Source organism: Brevundimonas sp. (assembly GCF_032107865.1).
Taxonomy (GTDB): domain Bacteria; phylum Pseudomonadota; class Alphaproteobacteria; order Caulobacterales; family Caulobacteraceae; genus Brevundimonas.
Window position 1 is genome coordinate 1 of the sequence record NZ_DAMCNG010000055.1, and the last position, 14,980, is coordinate 14,980.

Below are 14,980 nucleotides of genomic sequence, written 5' to 3' on the forward strand. Positions count from 1 at the left end.
CTTATTCGACGCCGATCACACCGCTAACGGGGTCCCTTTTCCACGCCGATCCACAAAGGATGCGTTGGCTGGAGGCCAAGCTTATCGCGCTCTGCTGCCCGACTCGGAAAAGCCTGCCGGTCGGCTGTCGAACTTCGGCGCCTGGCTGGGCCAGTATCGCCAATTCCGTGCGGGCGGTGCGCCGGGCGACAAGCCCGCAGATGTCATTCGGCAATACGCCCTGGACACCTACATCATTCCGGCGCGCGAGGAGGAGCGGGTCTCTGTCGCCATTCCCGTCCGCGCGGTTCATGACGCTCTGGGCTTCACCCAGGCTTGGGCCAATGTGTGCCAAGCCCTGACCGGATCAAAGTTTTTGGAGCTTGCGGAGGTCGATCCGCCCCGAACCGAAGGGCCACCGGTCAGCTCGACCACCATCTTCCATTACGACCTTGAGCCGATCCCTTTCACACATGAAGCCGTCGAAGCGGCTCTGGCGCGTCTCGGCGACGTCATCAAGGATGACGCGGTCAAGATGTTCTCCGTCCGCCTGCCCGACGGGCGGGAAATCGGCGTCCAACGCGATAGGCCGCCCGCGCAAATCTGGGTCGAGAGCCATGTGGCGATGCCGCTGGCCGACAAGGTTGAAACCTATCCGCAGGATCGCGCTCGGCACTCTGGCCTGACGCCGAGATTGAGCCATCGCCCGCCGAATGCGCAGTCCGTCACCATGGTAAAAGTCAGCGGCTGGGCCGCTTTCCAACAGCTTGTCGATCAGTACCTCCAGGGCGGCAGAAGCACCCCCGATCCCGCGCCCCAGGAGCACGCCTCGTCTATGCCCGTCGTCAGCCCCACCAACCTGATCCTCTACGGCCCGCCTGGCACTGGAAAGACCTTCGCCACGGCGCGCGAGGCGGTGAAGCTGTGCTCGCCGGGCGTGAACCTGGATGACCGCACCGCTGTCGAGGCGGAGTATCGGCGGCTGGTCGAGGCGCGCCAGGTGGAGTTCGTCACCTTCCACCAGTCCTACAGCTATGAGGACTTCGTGGAGGGCCTGCGCCCGCCGGTCTCGAGCAAGGACGGGGAGGGGGATGAGGACAAGTCGGGCTTCCGCCTGGAGGTCAGCCCCGGCGTCTTCCATCGCATCGCCACCCGCGCCGCCACCAGCAAGGGCTCGACCGGCAAGAGCTTCGACCTGACCGGACGGCAGGTGTCCAAGATGTCCATCGGGGAGGCGGCCAATCCCGAGGACGCCTATCTGTTCGAGGAGTCGCTGGAGAACGGCTACGCCCTTTTGGGTTTCGGTGAGATCGATTGGAGCGACGACCGGTTCGCCAAGCGCGACGCCATGATCGAGGCCTGGAAAGAAGAACAGCCTGACGCCGAGCCGCCGACCCCGCGCAGCGCCTCGGTTCAATGCCCGGACATGTTCCGCAACTGGATCAAGCCGGGCGACATCGTCATCGTCTCCAAGGGCAACGGCAGTTTCCGTGCCATCGGCGAGGTCACCGGACCCTATGAATACGCGCCGCGTGAAGACGGCGGCTATTTCCATCGGCGCGCCGTCAACTGGCTCTGGAGCGACCGAACCGGCGTCCCCGTCGAGGAAATTTACGCCAAGCGCTTCAGTATGCGCACACTGTACATGCTGACGCCGTCGGACCTGAACATGAGCGCCCTGGAGCGCTACATCACCAGCCAGGAGCCTGGCGGCCCGCCTGAGCCCTTCGTCCTGATCATCGACGAGATCAACCGCGCCAACATCTCCAAGGTCTTCGGCGAACTGATCACCCTGCTGGAGCCGGACAAGCGGACGACGTCGGAGGGCGGCGGCCTGACGGTGCGTCTGCCCTATTCGAAACAGGCGTTCGGCGTTCCCACCAACCTGCACGTCATCGGCACCATGAACACGGCTGACCGATCCATCGCCTTGCTCGACACGGCGCTGCGCCGACGCTTCGAGTTTCGCGAGCTGATGCCAGACCCGGACCTACCCGAGCTGAAGGCGGCCGGTGCGCGCTGCGGCGTCGACCTTGGAAGCTGCTTTGCACCCTGAATGATCGGATCGAGTATCTGTTCGATCGGGAACATCAGATCGGCCACGCCTATTTCATCAAATGCGCCTCGCGCGACGACGTGGACGCCGTCATGCGTCACAAAGTGATCCCCCTGCTGGCGGAGTACTTCTACGAGGACTGGGGCAAGGTCGCCCTCGTGCTCGGCGATGCGGACGTCGATACACCGGGTAGATTCCTGGATCGCACAGAGTTGAAGCCGCCTGCCGGTCTCGCCTTCGAAGGCGGGGATGCACGTTGGCGCTGGACCGTGCGTCCGGAGTTCGCGTCCGACGCCTACGCCGACTTCCAGTGATCCGCCGAACGGTCCTCGAGTGGGGGTCTCTTCCCTATGGGGAGGGCGAAGACGCTATTCCGGCGGATGCAGCTGACCGACTGATGGCCGTGGCCCGCGCCTCGCCGCTGGGCGGCAAGGACGGCGGTCGAATTCTCACACATGGTCGCCGAGCTTTGGGCGCTCGACAAATTGTCGGCGTGCTGGCCGCCGACGGCGTCGCACTGGAGATCCTGCCGAAGATCGACGTCCCTGGGGCGGACAGCTCCTCAGGTTACGGCCAAATCCGTCAGCGCCTGGTCCACATGCTGGGGGTCGCCCTGGATCTCGACATCGCCGCCGGCGCCATGACGGAGCTGAGCTGGCAGAAGGAGACCATGCTTGAGATCCTGATCGGGCTGTTCGCGCGCAAGCTGGCTGATGAGGTGCGCAAAGGCATGCCGCGCCGTTATCTGGCGCATGAAGACGATCTCACGGCCGTCCGGGGCCAACTGGACATTACACGCCAGTTCACCAACCTGATCGCTCGACCCGACCGGCTCGCCTGCCGTTACGACGATCTTTCGCCAGACATCGTGCTGAACCAGATCATGAAGGCGGCGGTGGAGCGTCTTGTCCGCGTCTCGACGTCCGTCGAGAACCAGCGCCGCCTGCGCGAACTCGCTTTCTTCTATGACATCAGCAGTGTGCTGCCCAGCGTCCTAGCCTGGGACAATCTGACCCTGGATCGTACTAATAGCCGCTGGCGTGAACTGGTCGAGCTGGCGCGCCTTCTGCTCGGCGACCGGTTCCAGAACACGTCGAGCGGTGCCACACGGGGATTTTCCCTGACCTTTGACACGAGCCGCCTGTTTGAGGCGTATGTGGCGCGCCAGCTCAAGAAGGCCTTGGCCGGTACGGACCTGACCGTGCACCCCCAGGGCGGCCGGCTGTACTGCCTCGAAGAGGCTGAGACCGGCACGGGTCGTTTCATGACTAAACCCGACATCCTGGTGAAGCGCAGAGGCGTGGTCGAATTGATCATCGACACCAAATGGAAGCGCGTCGCACGCCAGATGGACGATCCCAAGCGAGGCGTGAGCCAGAGCGACATCTATCAGATGGTCGCCTATGGCCAGCTCTACGACTGTACGGATCTGCTGCTGCTGTATCCTCACCATGCCGAGCTGGGATCGACCGTTGGCGTGTTCGGAGCCCACCGGATCACGGGCACTGCACGACTCCTGCGAGGTGCAACCCTCGGCCTTCACGGAGACTGCAAGGTGGAACTCGGTGCTCTCGCGACTATCCGACCATCGAGCGGCCCGCAGTCACACCAGCGTCCTACAAGCTCAGATCCTCAACAAAACGCCGATTAACGACAGGGTCGATCCGATCGGCTTCGGCGAGAGCCCACGAGGTCCAGTCATCCAGTTCACTCGGCGCTTCCTGATCCCCTGAGTATGATGCGCGGACGGCAGCGACATAGCGTCTGATCCGAACGGCTCGCTCCAGCGCGTCGGCCCCGCTGATGAGCGCTTCAACCCGTGCGGCGGCCGCAGCTGCTTCTCTCGCAATGCGATCGGCTTCGGCCTTCTCCGCCGCCAGCGTAGCCTCTCGGACACCACGTTCGTGATCTTCGCAACGCCATTTGTACCGTAGTAGTGCCCATTCTCGGGTGTCTTCCTCGACCTGAAGAAGCAAGCCTTGGATTATCTCCGTTATCTGTTGGTCGAGCGGGATCTTGTCTTCCTGCCAGGTTTTCTTTGCAGGTGTACGATCGTTGTGATCGACGATGTCGAACCGCAGCCTCTCGGGGGTGACGCGCTTGGAGCTGCGCTGGCTCCTGTAAGTGTACGCGGCGGGTTCAACCTCGACATGGAGAAATATGTAGGTCCAGAACCCGCCAACACTTACGCTGAAGCGCTCCCCGGCATGGGTGCTGCCGCTCGCCTTGCAACCGAGACGGGCCAGTTCCGTGAGAATGCAAGATAGGACTCGCAATCGACGCTGCTGCGCGGGCGTAGAAAATTTGGGGCCTCCGTAGGTGGAGAAGGAATAGGTGGAGCTGGAGGCAGGTTTTCGCTCTGCGTCCTGCTTGAGTAGCCGGGCGACGATGGGGTGCGGCGTCGTCAGCGCGGCGGGCGCCTTGACGGCTTTGACGGCGGCGCGGATTTCGGCCTGGACCTGCGCGAGATTCCGGAAGACTGGTCGCTCCGGAAGCGCGGTAACTTTCTTTCCATCCGATTGATCGACGTCTCGACCTTTGGGGACGTCCTCATAAGCCGGAAAGTAATTCGCCAGTGCGAACGGTAGCGGAGGGAGCGGCTCCACTTTTACCGCTTTGCCAGCTTCCTTTTTAGCCCACCAACCCCGTGGCGGAACTGGGACGTTCGCAGCTTTGCACCGTTTGGCGAGGGCGACGTCGGATATCCCCATAGAAGCCGCCAAGGTCCTCATTGGTTGAGACCAGACCTGCTCGTAAAGTTCTTCGCGGGTCATGCAGCCTGCCGGGTTCTCTATGGTTCCCACCTAGCACGAAATGGATGGCGAACTGTGACGGCGCTCCATTTGCGGCACTTGCCGGTCTACGATTTTGGGCAGGCGGGAATGGCTGATCTGCATAGGCCTTGCGGAGCTCAAAATTTGATTGAGCAGGCCTTAGATGGTTTCCGCTCGTTTTGAGCAGCTCTTAGGTGGTCATGCTAAGTGGTCGGTTTTATCAATCCCAGCGGCTATCGCGTTTGGGTGAGCCGCTGTTAAGTGGTCCCGACAGCTCATTTGTCGAGACCACTTAGAACTGGCTCAAAGCCAGTTGAGATCGGCTCAACTTGCGATTAACCCGCAAGGGCAGAGTGGCGGCGTTTCGTTTCGAGTTTCGATGCTCGACTAACGCGGTATCCGACGTAAGCTCTAGCTGAACCGTACGGCTAAGGGGCAGAGTCTTCTCTCAGGAAGGCTGGAGTGCCGACGTAGAGCAGCAGGACTTCTTCGTCGGAATCGTTGCGCACGAAGTGGGTGACGCGGCCGTCGAAATGCATCCCGTCGCCAGGGCCGAGCCGGGCTTCCACGTCGCCGGCGACCGCGGTCAGGGTTCCCTTGATGACGTATCGGAAGATCTCGCCGTTGTGGGAGTCCGGCGGAAAGGCGAACCCCGGCGGAATACGAACCAGCACGGCGTCCATCTTGCGGTCCGGCAGTTCGGACGAAAGGTCGACGTATCCCACGACGGAATCGATATCGACGGTCTTGGGCGCCGCCGCGCGGAACACGATCTGGTTGGTCTGGGGCCACTCCATGAAGTGGGAGACCTCCACCTCCAGTCCCTTGGCCAGACTCATCAGGGACCAGACGGACGGCGTGGTGAGGTTGCGCTCGGCCTGAGAAATGAATGGAGCGGACAGGCCGCTGCGGGTCGCCAGCTCCTGTAGCGTCAGGCCCAGGGCCTTGCGGCGCGCCTTGATGCGATCCCCGATCGGCAGTTTCCGTATCTGGGATCGCGTCTCGAACTTCAGAAACGCGCTGCTCTTGTCGCGATGAGTCGTCGTCATTCTTTACTCTGCAACGCCCGTTCGTGGTCACATGAAGGGCTTGCCCGCCAGATATGGCGGCGAGCTAGCCCTTGCGCCGAATGAAGCGGCCGCCGCCTTCGTTCCGTGCGCTTGAGCACAGTGACAGCGGGTCAGGCCTGCCGCAATCCAAACAAACCTTCGACACGATGATGATCGCGTGTTCCGAAGAAATTCATGAAAACAGCGTGCATATCAAAATTTTTGAAGGTCCAAATTTATTGCGGGCTTTAAGGATGTGAGGCAAGAATGTGATGCTTTTACGAGGGGTGGGCGCCAATGAAATTCGCATCAAAACTATACGTCGGCGCTGCGGCGACGGTGCTCTGCATGGCGGCCCTCCCGGCTGCGGCTCAGATTGAGGCCCCGCAGGACGACAATGCGGCGACGGCCGTTGAAGAGATTGTCGTCACCGGCAGCCGCATTCGGCGCAGCGGCGTCCAGACGCCGACCCCGACCACCATCATCAACGCCGAAACGATCCGTCGCTCGGGCGTCAGCGAAATCGCCGACCTCGTGAACGAGATTCCGAGCCTGTTCGTCTCGCAGAACAACCAGACCTCGAACCAACAGGGCAACGCGGGCCTGAATGCGCTGGATCTGCGCGGTCTGGGCACCGAGCGCACGCTGGTGCTGGTCAACGGCCGTCGTCGCGTGCCGGCCATGCCGGGCTCGTCGGCCGTCGATATCAGCGCCATTCCTTCGGCTCTGGTCGAGCGCGTCGACGTGATCACCGGCGGCGCCTCGGCGCTGTACGGCGCGGACGCCGTGGCGGGTGTGGCTAACTTCATCCTGAAGCAGAATTACGAGGGAATGGAGTTCACCGGAACCTACTCCGGTTCGACCCGCGGCGACCTGCAGGGCTATGACGCCAGCGTCTTGTTCGGCCGGAACTTCCACGACAACCGCGGCAACGTCACCCTGTTCGGCAGCTACAATCAGCACAACGACGCTGTCTTCGGCCAGGACCGGCCTTGGACGGCGGGCGGCGCGCCCTTCTACATTCGCGGCGACGACGGCAAGTACACGCTGACCGACGGCAACCGCCAAGTGTACGATCTCGACAGCGCCGTCGTGCAACTGGGCGGGCCGGGCAACCTCTATACGTTCAATTCGGACGGCACCCTACGTCGTCCGGTGTACGGCCCCAGCGGTCTTCTGGGCGCCACCACGGGCAAACCGTCCCTGATCAGCTTCCGCACCGACGGGGGCGAGTTCGGCGGTCGCTATGACGATTGGGCGCTGGCGGTGCCGAGCGAGCGATATTCGGTCGCCGTTTCGAGCAACTATCAGATCACCGAGAACATCAAGCTGTTCGGCGATCTGACCTACGCCCAGACTGACTCCAAGGGACTTTATCGCGCCTATTCGGCCTATGGCACGGACGTGCTTTCGGCCAGCAACCCGTTCATCACGTCGGAAATGATCGCGGCCAATGGCGGCGTGGCGACGGGCATCGGCTTTGCGCGTCGCTTCTCGGAACTGGGCCGCCAGGAAACCGAATACGACCGCAACATGTACCAGCTGACCGTCGGCGCCGAGGGCCGGTTCAGCCTGCTGGGCCGCAACGACTGGGAATGGGTCGCGCACTATTCGAACGGTCGCACGCGCCAGGAAGTGCGCACCCGGAACGCCACCGCCAACGGCCGCTACACCCAGGCGCTGAATGCGGTCGCCGGCCCCAACGGCTCGGTGGTCTGCGCCGATCCGTCCAACGGCTGCGTGCCGCTGAACCCGTTCAAGCCGCTGACGCAGGACGTCATCGACTTCATCCAGTACGACACCAGCCCCTCGGTTCAGACCCTGAAGCAGGAGGTCGTGTCGGCCTATGTGACCGGGTCCGCCTTCGACCTGCCGGCTGGCCCGGTTCAGGTGGTGTTCGGGGCCGAGTACCGCACCGAAAGCAACGACATCGGCGCGACCCCGGAATACGATCCGCTGAGCCCGAAATTCGATGCGAGCATCGGCACGACCGCAACGTCCCTGGTGGGCGATTATGACGTCGCCGAGGTGTTCGCCGAAGTCCGCGTGCCCCTGATCAGCAACGTCACCGGCATCGAGGATCTGTCGTTCGAAGGCGCGGTGCGTCAGTCGGACTACAGCACCGCCGGTGAAACCACGGCCTACAAGGCCTCGCTGAACTGGACCCCGGTCAGCGACATCCGTTTCCGCGGCACCTATGGTCAATCGGTGCGCGCGCCCAACATCAGCGAGCTGTTCACGGCGGGACAGGTGGGCGGCGCATGGCTGGCCGATCCCTGCAACTACCATGACGTCGTCAACCGCGTGGACCGGACCGATTTCACGGCCGCCAACTGCGCGGTGATCAAGCCGCAGAACGTGAACACCTACTGGCAGTGGCTGGATGTGGTTCAGTCGGGCAATGAAGGCCTGGGCGTCGAAACGGCTCAAACCTACACCGCCGGGGTCGTGATCCAGCCGCGTTGGATTCCGAACTTCTCGCTGACGGTCGACTATTTCGACATCGAACTGGAAGACGCCATCGGCTCGTTCGGCGCTCAGGCCATTCTGAACAAGTGCGTGGACCTGCAGTCCATGAACAACATGTTCTGCGGCCTGGTCGAGCGCGATCCGACGACCAACAACCTGGTCGCCGTGAACGTGCAGGAACTGAACATGTCGATGTTCAAGACCCGCGGCATCGACTTCGAGGCCAACTACCGCTTCGATCTGAGCTCGGTCGGCATGGGCGAGGAAGCCGGTTCGATTTCGATCAACGCCGTCTACACCAAGCTGCTGGAGCGCAGCTTCATCCTGGACGCCAGCGACGCCTCGACCATCGACGAGACGGTGGGTCTGTTCGGCGCGCCCGAGTGGAAGGGCGCCGTCCGCACCACCTGGAACGCCGGTCCGTGGACGGCCAACTGGACCCTGCGCCACTTCAGCCCGATGCGCCCCGGCAGCCATGTCACGCCGGACCTCTACGACGTGACGGAAACCGACCACGTCTTCTACAGCGACCTGTCGGCCTCTTATGAGGTGAACGAGCGCGTCTCGCTTTACGGCGGTCTGCGCAACGCCTTCGACGAGGCTCCGCCGCGTATTCCGGGTGCGGAAGCCGGCGGCGCCAACTTCGAGTACGGCTATCAGGCTGGCACCTATGACGTGATCGGCCGCACCTTCTATATCGGCGTGACTCTGCGTCGATAGGCCGACCTCGAACCACGAAGAGCGCGAACGCCTCTTCACTTGCTCTTGATCAGGCGGCGTCGGCATACCGGAGCCGCCTGATGTCTTTCAGGGAAAGCATGGGGAACCCGCTATGAGAACTCTGCTCCTGACGGCGTGCGCCGTCTCGTCCATCCTGGCCGGGGCGACTCCGGCCCTTGCGGCCGACGTCTCGCCGCCTGCCGCCCGGATGCAGGAAGCCGGGGCTCGCCTGAAAGCCCTGTATGAGGCGGAAACCGAGGCCGGCATGGCTCGCTACGGTATCGTCAAGCGGGCGGACGGCGAGTACAGCCCGGCTGTTCGTCATGAGAGCGTCGATCCCCCCTCGCAACAGGAGCGCCTGACCTATGTTCGGGGATTGCTGCGTCAGCTAGACGCCATCGCGCTGGACGATCTGTCCGCCGAGGATCGCATCAACGCCGCCGTCTTCCGCACCAATCTGGAGCACGCCCTGATCGACGGCCAGTTTCGTCAATGGGAGATGCCGTTCAACAGCGACAGCTCCTTTTGGACCTATCTGGACCAGCCCGGCGCCCTGCGCACGGCCGAGGAGTATCGCGCCTATATCGCGCGGATGCGCGACACGCCGCGTTACTTCGACCAGCACCTGGCCAATATGCGCGACGGCCTGGCGCGCGGTTTCAGCGTGCCGCGCGTGACGCTGGAGGGGCGCGAAGCCTCCATCACCAACTTCATCACCGACACGGCTGAAGCCAACGCCTTCTATGCGGCCTTCCGCCAGATGCCGGCGACCATTCCTGCTGAAGAGCAGACCCGCCTGCGCGCCGAGGCGTCGGCGGCCGTCAATGAGGCGGTGATCCCGGCCTATAAGACCCTGCTGGCCTTCTATCTGGATGAGTATCAGCCCCGCGCCCGTACCGATCTGGCGGCCCGCGACATGCCCGACGGCGTCGCCTACTACGAATCCCAGGTGCGCAAATACACGACGCTGGAGCTGAGCGGCGAAGAGATCCATCAGATCGGCCTGTCCGAGGTCGCCCGCATCCAGGCCGAGATGCGCCAGACGATGGCGGACGCGGGCTTCCAGGGTTCGTTCGACGAATTCCTGCACTTCCTGCGCACGGACCCGCAGTTCTACGCCAAGACGCCAGACGAACTGATGATGGTCTCGGCCTGGGTGGCCAAGCGGGCAGACGGCCAGATCGGCAAGCTGATCGGCGCCTTGCCGCGCCGCCGCTTCACCATCATCCCGGTGCCCGATGCGCTGGCGCCCTTCTACACGGCGGGACGCGGCGGGTTGGAATCCTGCCAGATGAACACCTACGACCTGCCCAGTCGGCCGCTGTACAACATCCCGGCCCTGACCCTGCATGAGTGCGCGCCGGGCCACAGCTTCCAGATGGCCCTGGCCGAGGAACAGGCCGATGGGCCCGCCTTCCGTCGCCACACCTATTTCTCGGGCTATGGCGAAGGCTGGGGTCTCTATACGGAATGGCTGGGCGTCGAGATGGGCATCTATCGCACGCCCTACGAGAACTTCGGCCGCCTCAGCTATGAGATGTGGCGCGCCGCGCGTCTGGTGATCGACACGGGGGTTCACCTCAAGGGCTGGTCGCGCGAACAGGCCATCGACTATCTGGCGGGCCACACGGCCCTGTCGCGCCACGAGGTCGAGACCGAGGTCGATCGCTACATCAGCTGGCCGGGCCAGGCCCTGTCCTACAAGCTGGGCGAGCTGACCATCCGCCGTCTGCGCGGCGAGGCCGAAACCGCGCTGGGCGAGAATTTTGATCCGCGCCCCTTCCACGATGAAATCCTGGCCCTGGGCGCTGTGCCCCTGACCACGCTGGAAGAGCATATGCGGGCCTATATCGCGCGCGGCGGCAAACCTGTTGTCGCGGCTCAGGGCGTCGTCGCTCCGTCCCAGTCCTAGAAACGGAAGCCCTATGTCGGACATCAGCATGCTCAACCGGCGCCGCGCCTTGTTCCTGGGCGCTGCGACGGGGGCGGGCCTGCTCTGTCCGGCCGTTGCAGCGGCCCGGTCCGAGCCGGCCTGGGGCGCCTATCCGCCGACGCCCGTTGAACCGGTGATCGACCTTTACGGCGAGGTCGCGGTCGAGGATCCCTATCGCTGGCTGGAAGCGGACATCCGCACGTCCGAGCGGGTGCAGGCCTGGACCACGGCGCAGAACGCCGTCTCGGACGCCTATCTGGAGGGCCTGGACGGGCGCGCGGCAATCCGCGCCCGCCTGGACGCCCTGTTCGACATTGAAACCATCGGCCCGATCGCCACGGCCGGAGACGCTCAGTTTTTCACGCGCCGCGCCCGCGGCGAGGAACAATCCTCCCTATGGGTGCGCCAGGGCGAGACGGGCGAGGCGCGCAGGCTCTTGGACCCTGCGCAATGGTCGGCCGAGGGTACGGCGGCGCTGGCGGGTTATGCGGTGTCGCCTGACGGCCGCTACGTCGCCTACGCCCGACAGGACGCCGGTTCCGACTGGCGCGTCTGGCGCGTGCTGGATCGTAATAGCGGTCAGACCCTGGCCGACGCCATCCACTGGAACAAATACTCCAACGCCTTCTGGGCCGCGGACGGTTCGGGCTTCTACTACGCGCGCTTCCCCCAGCCCGATGCCATGTTCCTGTCGGGCAACAGCGGACAGCAGCTCTATTTCCACCGGCTCGGCGAGCCTCAGGACGCGGACGTCTTGATCTACGAGGACAAGGCCAACCCGGACTATATGTTCATCGGCCAACTGTCTGCCGATGGCCGCTATCTGCTCATCAACACCGGCTACGCGGGCGGCGGGATCACCCTTCTGTACAAGGATCTCAGCCAGCCCGGTTCGGACTTCATTCCGATCGATCTCGGGCCGGCCGAGCCGCTCGCGGGCAACTATTTCATCGGCTCGCGGGACGCGACGCTCTATGTGCTGACCAGCGTGGGCGCCGCCAACTGGCGCCTGGTTTCCGTGGACGCCGAGCGCCCCGGCGAAAGCAAGGAAGTCGTGCCGGAGCGCGGTTTCCCGCTGCGAGGCGCGCTGCTGGCCGGCGACGCCCTCATTCTGAAGTATCTGGCGGACGGCAGCGACACCCTCATCAGCCGTTCGCTGCGCAATGGTCGTGAGCGCGCCGTTTCGCTGCCGGGCCTCGGCGTGGTGCAAGGGCTGTCGCGTGCGGCCCAGCCGGGTCAGATCTACTATCAGTATTCCGGCTTCGGTCAGCCTCTGACCACCTATCGGTACGATGTCGCGCGCCGACGTTCAGTGGTCGTCGACAAGCCGCAAGGCCCGGTCGAGCCCTCCGACTATCAGGTCGAGCGCGTGGTCGTGACGGCGCGCGACGGTAATCGCGTCCCTCTGTTCATCGCGTCTCGAAAAGGCCTGGCGCGGGGCGGCGACGCCCCGACCATCCTTTACGGCTACGGCGGTTTCGGCGCCTCCTATCCGCCCGACTTCAGGCCGGAGCAGGTGACGTGGATGGATATGGGAGGGGTGTTCGCTATCGCGGCGCTTCCAGGAGACGGCGTCTATGGCGAGGCCTCTCACAGGGCCGGGATGCTGGCGAACAAGCCGGCGGTCTTCGACGCCTTCAACGACTGTGCGGTTCACCTGATCGCGTCCGGTTATACGCACCCTGAACGGCTCGCGGCCTTCGGCTACAGCAACGGCGGTCTGTTGGTCGGGGGCGCCGTCGCCCGCCGCCCGGACCTCTATGCGGCGGCCATGCCGACTGTGGGCGTTCTGGACATGCTGCGCTTCACGCAATTCACGAACGGACGGCTGTGGATCCGCGAGTACGGCGATCCTCAGGACGCCGCCCTGTTCCCCGTCCTGCACGGCTATTCGCCCTACCATGCCGCCGTCCGGGGGCGACGCTACCCAGCCCTGCTGATCGGCACGGGAGACACGGACGATCGCGTCGCGCCGATGCACAGCTTCAAATATGCCGCCCGCCTGCAGGCGTTGGCTGATCCCTCACGGCCCGTTCTGTTGACGGTGGACAAGGATTCCGGCCACGGCGCAGGCAACAGCCGATCCAAAACCGCCAAGAGCGCCGCCGACCGCCTGGCCTTCGCGGCGCATCACCTGGGGCTGTTCGGGTCAGGCTGGAAGGTCGGCTAGGCTCGACAATTCATCGTAGATCGCGTCGCCTGTCCGGCTTTCAGCGTCTCTCCAGCTGGTTGCGGTGGTGGGGTTCATCAGAACCCCGTCGCTCGTAAGCACCAGAAGGTTCGGCAGGCCGGGCAACTCCGGCAGTCCGAAACGACGTGCGATTCGCAGATTGTGACCGTCACCGCTGCGCGGCATCCCGATGTTCACGAAGACCAGTTCGTATTTGCGTTCAATCAGCTCGGCGAAGCGGTCGGTCTCCAGCCAACCGGCAAGCGCGCGGCTGTCGCTGCACCAGTTGGCCCCCATCACCAGCAGCACCCGCTTTCCCGACTGTCTGGCGCGCGTCAGCGCGAGATCCACATCGGCCGACGCATCGTCGCTCACGTGATAGGCGCGGGCCTCCGGCTTCGTCGCCGCCACGGGCGCAGACATAGGCGCGGGCGTAGGCGCAGATGCGCAGGCCGTCACGGCGAGCGCCGCCGAGACGATCAGCGTAATTTGTTTCACCGGGCGATCTCCCATGGACGGCGCGGTCAGCGGTGATCACCCATGCGATGTCCCCGGCGCCGAACCCCCGCTTCGCCACGAATTCGATGATTGGTCAAGCTGGGGCGACGGCGAGGGCGATCTTCTCCTCGTTCGAGCCGCTGAAGATCCGCTCATGAGCCGTGCAGCCTGAGCCAGGCTGCGCCAGTCGGCCATGCGGTCGTTGCGCGCATCAGCTGGGCGGTATCTCTAAATCTTTGAAGGAGATGGTGGACGCGACAGGGATTGAACCTGTGACCCCTACGATGTCAACGTAGTGCTCTCCCGCTGAGCTACGCGTCCGCCTGTTCTGCGGCCCGTCCGACTGGTGTGTCGGTGGGCGGGAAGGCGGCGTCTATAACCCGCAGTTTGCGGGGCCTGCAAGGGGCTTTGACGCCTTTCTTCGACTTTTCTTTTGGTTAGGCCGCGATCATGCGTTCGACCTCGTTCACCAGGTCGCGCAGGTGAACGGGTTTGGACAGAACCTTGGCCTGGGGTGAGGCCTGGGCGGCGCTGAGGGCCACGGCGGCGAAGCCGGTGATGAACATGATGCGCAGGCCCGGCTGGCGGGCGGCGGCGACGCGGGCGACCTCGATGCCGTCGGCGCCCGGCATGACGATGTCGGTCAGCAGCAAGTCGTAGGGGCCCTGGTCCAGGGCGTCGATGGCGTCGTCGCCGTTTTCGCAGGCCACGACCTCATGTTCGGCCCGTTCCAGGGCGCGGGTCAGGAAGCCGCGAAGAGAGTTGTCGTCTTCGGCCAGAAGAATGCGCGCCATGATCGTATCGAAACCGTTGGGGAATTGACGGCCAGCCTAGGCCCTGCCGGGTAAACCGGCGATGAAGACGAACGGCATGCGGCGGCATCGGGGCGCGCCTTCCGCTGCGAAGCAGGCTATGGCGAAGGCATGGATGCGCCTCAGCCGCCCTTCTGGATCGTTCCGGCGGACGCCGGGCGGGCGACGCCTCTGGTGTTCGCCTCGCCGCACTCGGGCGATCTTTATCCCGAGGACATGGGGGCGACGGCGTCGGTGCGTGCGGTCCGCAGCGCCGAAGACGCGGCCGTGGACCAACTGATCGACTGCGGGCCGGGGGAGGGCGCGGGCCTGATCGCAGCGCGTATCGGCCGGGCCTATGTCGATTTGAACCGGGCGCCGGACGAGTGGGATCCGGCCCTTATCGTCGATGCAGACGCGCCGCGCGCCAGCGCCAAGGCTCACGCCGGTTATGGCGTGGTGGCGCGGCTGGCGGGGGACGGGACGCCGCTCTATGGGCGTCGGCTGACGCGAAGCGAGGCCGAGGCGCGGGGGGCGCGGG

Annotated in this window: 11 protein-coding genes and 1 tRNA gene; 7 read left to right on the forward strand and 5 right to left on the reverse strand. The window is 64.3% G+C overall.

The window, feature by feature from the left end:
• Positions 1-64: 64 nt before the first annotated feature.
• The 3 genes from RT567_RS06895 (at position 65) to RT567_RS06905 (ending at position 3,686) form a co-directional block, all read left to right on the forward strand.
• Positions 65-2,035: an AAA family ATPase gene (locus RT567_RS06895; protein ID WP_313575274.1), complete on the forward strand. Its 1,971-nt coding sequence runs from the start codon at positions 65-67 to the stop codon at positions 2,033-2,035.
• Between the two features lie 92 nt (positions 2,036-2,127).
• Positions 2,128-2,349: a hypothetical protein gene (locus RT567_RS06900; protein ID WP_313575276.1), complete on the forward strand. Its 222-nt coding sequence runs from the start codon at positions 2,128-2,130 to the stop codon at positions 2,347-2,349.
• A gap of 83 nt (positions 2,350-2,432) precedes the next feature.
• Entirely contained in the window at positions 2,433-3,686 is a 1,254-nt protein-coding gene (locus tag RT567_RS06905) for a 5-methylcytosine restriction system specificity protein McrC (protein ID WP_313575278.1), read from the forward strand.
• On the opposite strand, the gene RT567_RS06910 is transcribed toward RT567_RS06905, so the two are convergent.
• The gene (locus tag RT567_RS06910; protein WP_313575280.1) at positions 3,652-4,809 is read right to left on the reverse strand and encodes a hypothetical protein; all 1,158 of its coding nucleotides are present in this window, start codon (positions 4,807-4,809) and stop codon (positions 3,652-3,654) included. The two genes, RT567_RS06905 and RT567_RS06910, sit on opposite strands and share 35 nt — an antisense overlap.
• 428 nt (positions 4,810-5,237) lie before the next feature.
• The gene (locus RT567_RS06915; protein WP_313575282.1) at positions 5,238-5,858 is read right to left on the reverse strand and encodes an XRE family transcriptional regulator; all 621 of its coding nucleotides are present in this window, start codon (positions 5,856-5,858) and stop codon (positions 5,238-5,240) included.
• A gap of 297 nt (positions 5,859-6,155) precedes the next feature.
• Here RT567_RS06915 and RT567_RS06920 point away from each other — a divergent pair, with 297 nt between their 5' ends.
• The 3 genes from RT567_RS06920 to RT567_RS06930 all read left to right on the forward strand — a co-directional run bounded on the left by RT567_RS06920 (position 6,156) and on the right by RT567_RS06930 (position 13,150).
• Positions 6,156-9,047, forward strand: coding sequence for a TonB-dependent receptor domain-containing protein (locus RT567_RS06920; protein ID WP_313575283.1), 2,892 nt, complete (start codon positions 6,156-6,158; stop codon positions 9,045-9,047).
• Between the two features lie 112 nt (positions 9,048-9,159).
• Positions 9,160-10,959: a DUF885 family protein gene (locus RT567_RS06925; RefSeq protein WP_313575285.1), complete on the forward strand. Its 1,800-nt coding sequence runs from the start codon at positions 9,160-9,162 to the stop codon at positions 10,957-10,959.
• Positions 10,960-10,972: 13 nt separating this feature from the next.
• A complete protein-coding gene (locus RT567_RS06930) occupies positions 10,973-13,150 on the forward strand; it encodes a prolyl oligopeptidase family serine peptidase (RefSeq protein WP_313575287.1) in 2,178 nt (725 codons plus the stop codon).
• Here the strand turns inward: RT567_RS06930 and RT567_RS06935 are convergent.
• From RT567_RS06935 to cpdR, 3 genes are all read right to left on the reverse strand, one after another.
• A complete protein-coding gene (locus tag RT567_RS06935; RefSeq protein WP_313575289.1) occupies positions 13,130-13,648 on the reverse strand; it encodes a thioredoxin family protein in 519 nt (172 codons plus the stop codon). The two genes, RT567_RS06930 and RT567_RS06935, sit on opposite strands and share 21 nt — an antisense overlap.
• Before the next feature lie 246 nt (positions 13,649-13,894).
• A tRNA-Val gene (locus tag RT567_RS06940) sits at positions 13,895-13,969 on the reverse strand.
• Positions 13,970-14,085: 116 nt separating this feature from the next.
• Positions 14,086-14,442, reverse strand: a complete 357-nt coding sequence (cpdR, locus tag RT567_RS06945) for a cell cycle two-component system response regulator CpdR (RefSeq protein WP_087140485.1) — start codon at positions 14,440-14,442, stop codon at positions 14,086-14,088.
• 129 nt (positions 14,443-14,571) lie between these two features.
• Here cpdR and RT567_RS06950 point away from each other — a divergent pair.
• The coding region (locus tag RT567_RS06950; protein WP_313575291.1) for an N-formylglutamate amidohydrolase at positions 14,572-14,980 on the forward strand (409 nt) is incomplete at its 3' end.

Bases quoted from the DNA above. Each gene is read 5' to 3' on its own strand.
- RT567_RS06900 (WP_313575276.1), top strand. From the start codon at position 2,128: ATGCGTCACAAAGTGATCCCCCTGCTGGCGGAGTACTTCTACGAGGAC.
- RT567_RS06905 (WP_313575278.1), top strand. From the start codon at position 2,433: ATGGCCGTGGCCCGCGCCTCGCCGCTGGGCGGCAAGGACGGCGGTCGA.
- RT567_RS06910 (WP_313575280.1), bottom strand. From the start codon at position 4,809: ATGACCCGCGAAGAACTTTACGAGCAGGTCTGGTCTCAACCAATGAGG.
- RT567_RS06915 (WP_313575282.1), bottom strand. From the start codon at position 5,858: ATGACGACGACTCATCGCGACAAGAGCAGCGCGTTTCTGAAGTTCGAG.
- RT567_RS06920 (WP_313575283.1), top strand. From the start codon at position 6,156: ATGAAATTCGCATCAAAACTATACGTCGGCGCTGCGGCGACGGTGCTC.
- RT567_RS06925 (WP_313575285.1), top strand. From the start codon at position 9,160: ATGAGAACTCTGCTCCTGACGGCGTGCGCCGTCTCGTCCATCCTGGCC.
- RT567_RS06930 (WP_313575287.1), top strand. From the start codon at position 10,973: ATGTCGGACATCAGCATGCTCAACCGGCGCCGCGCCTTGTTCCTGGGC.
- cpdR (WP_087140485.1), bottom strand. From the start codon at position 14,442: ATGGCGCGCATTCTTCTGGCCGAAGACGACAACTCTCTTCGCGGCTTC.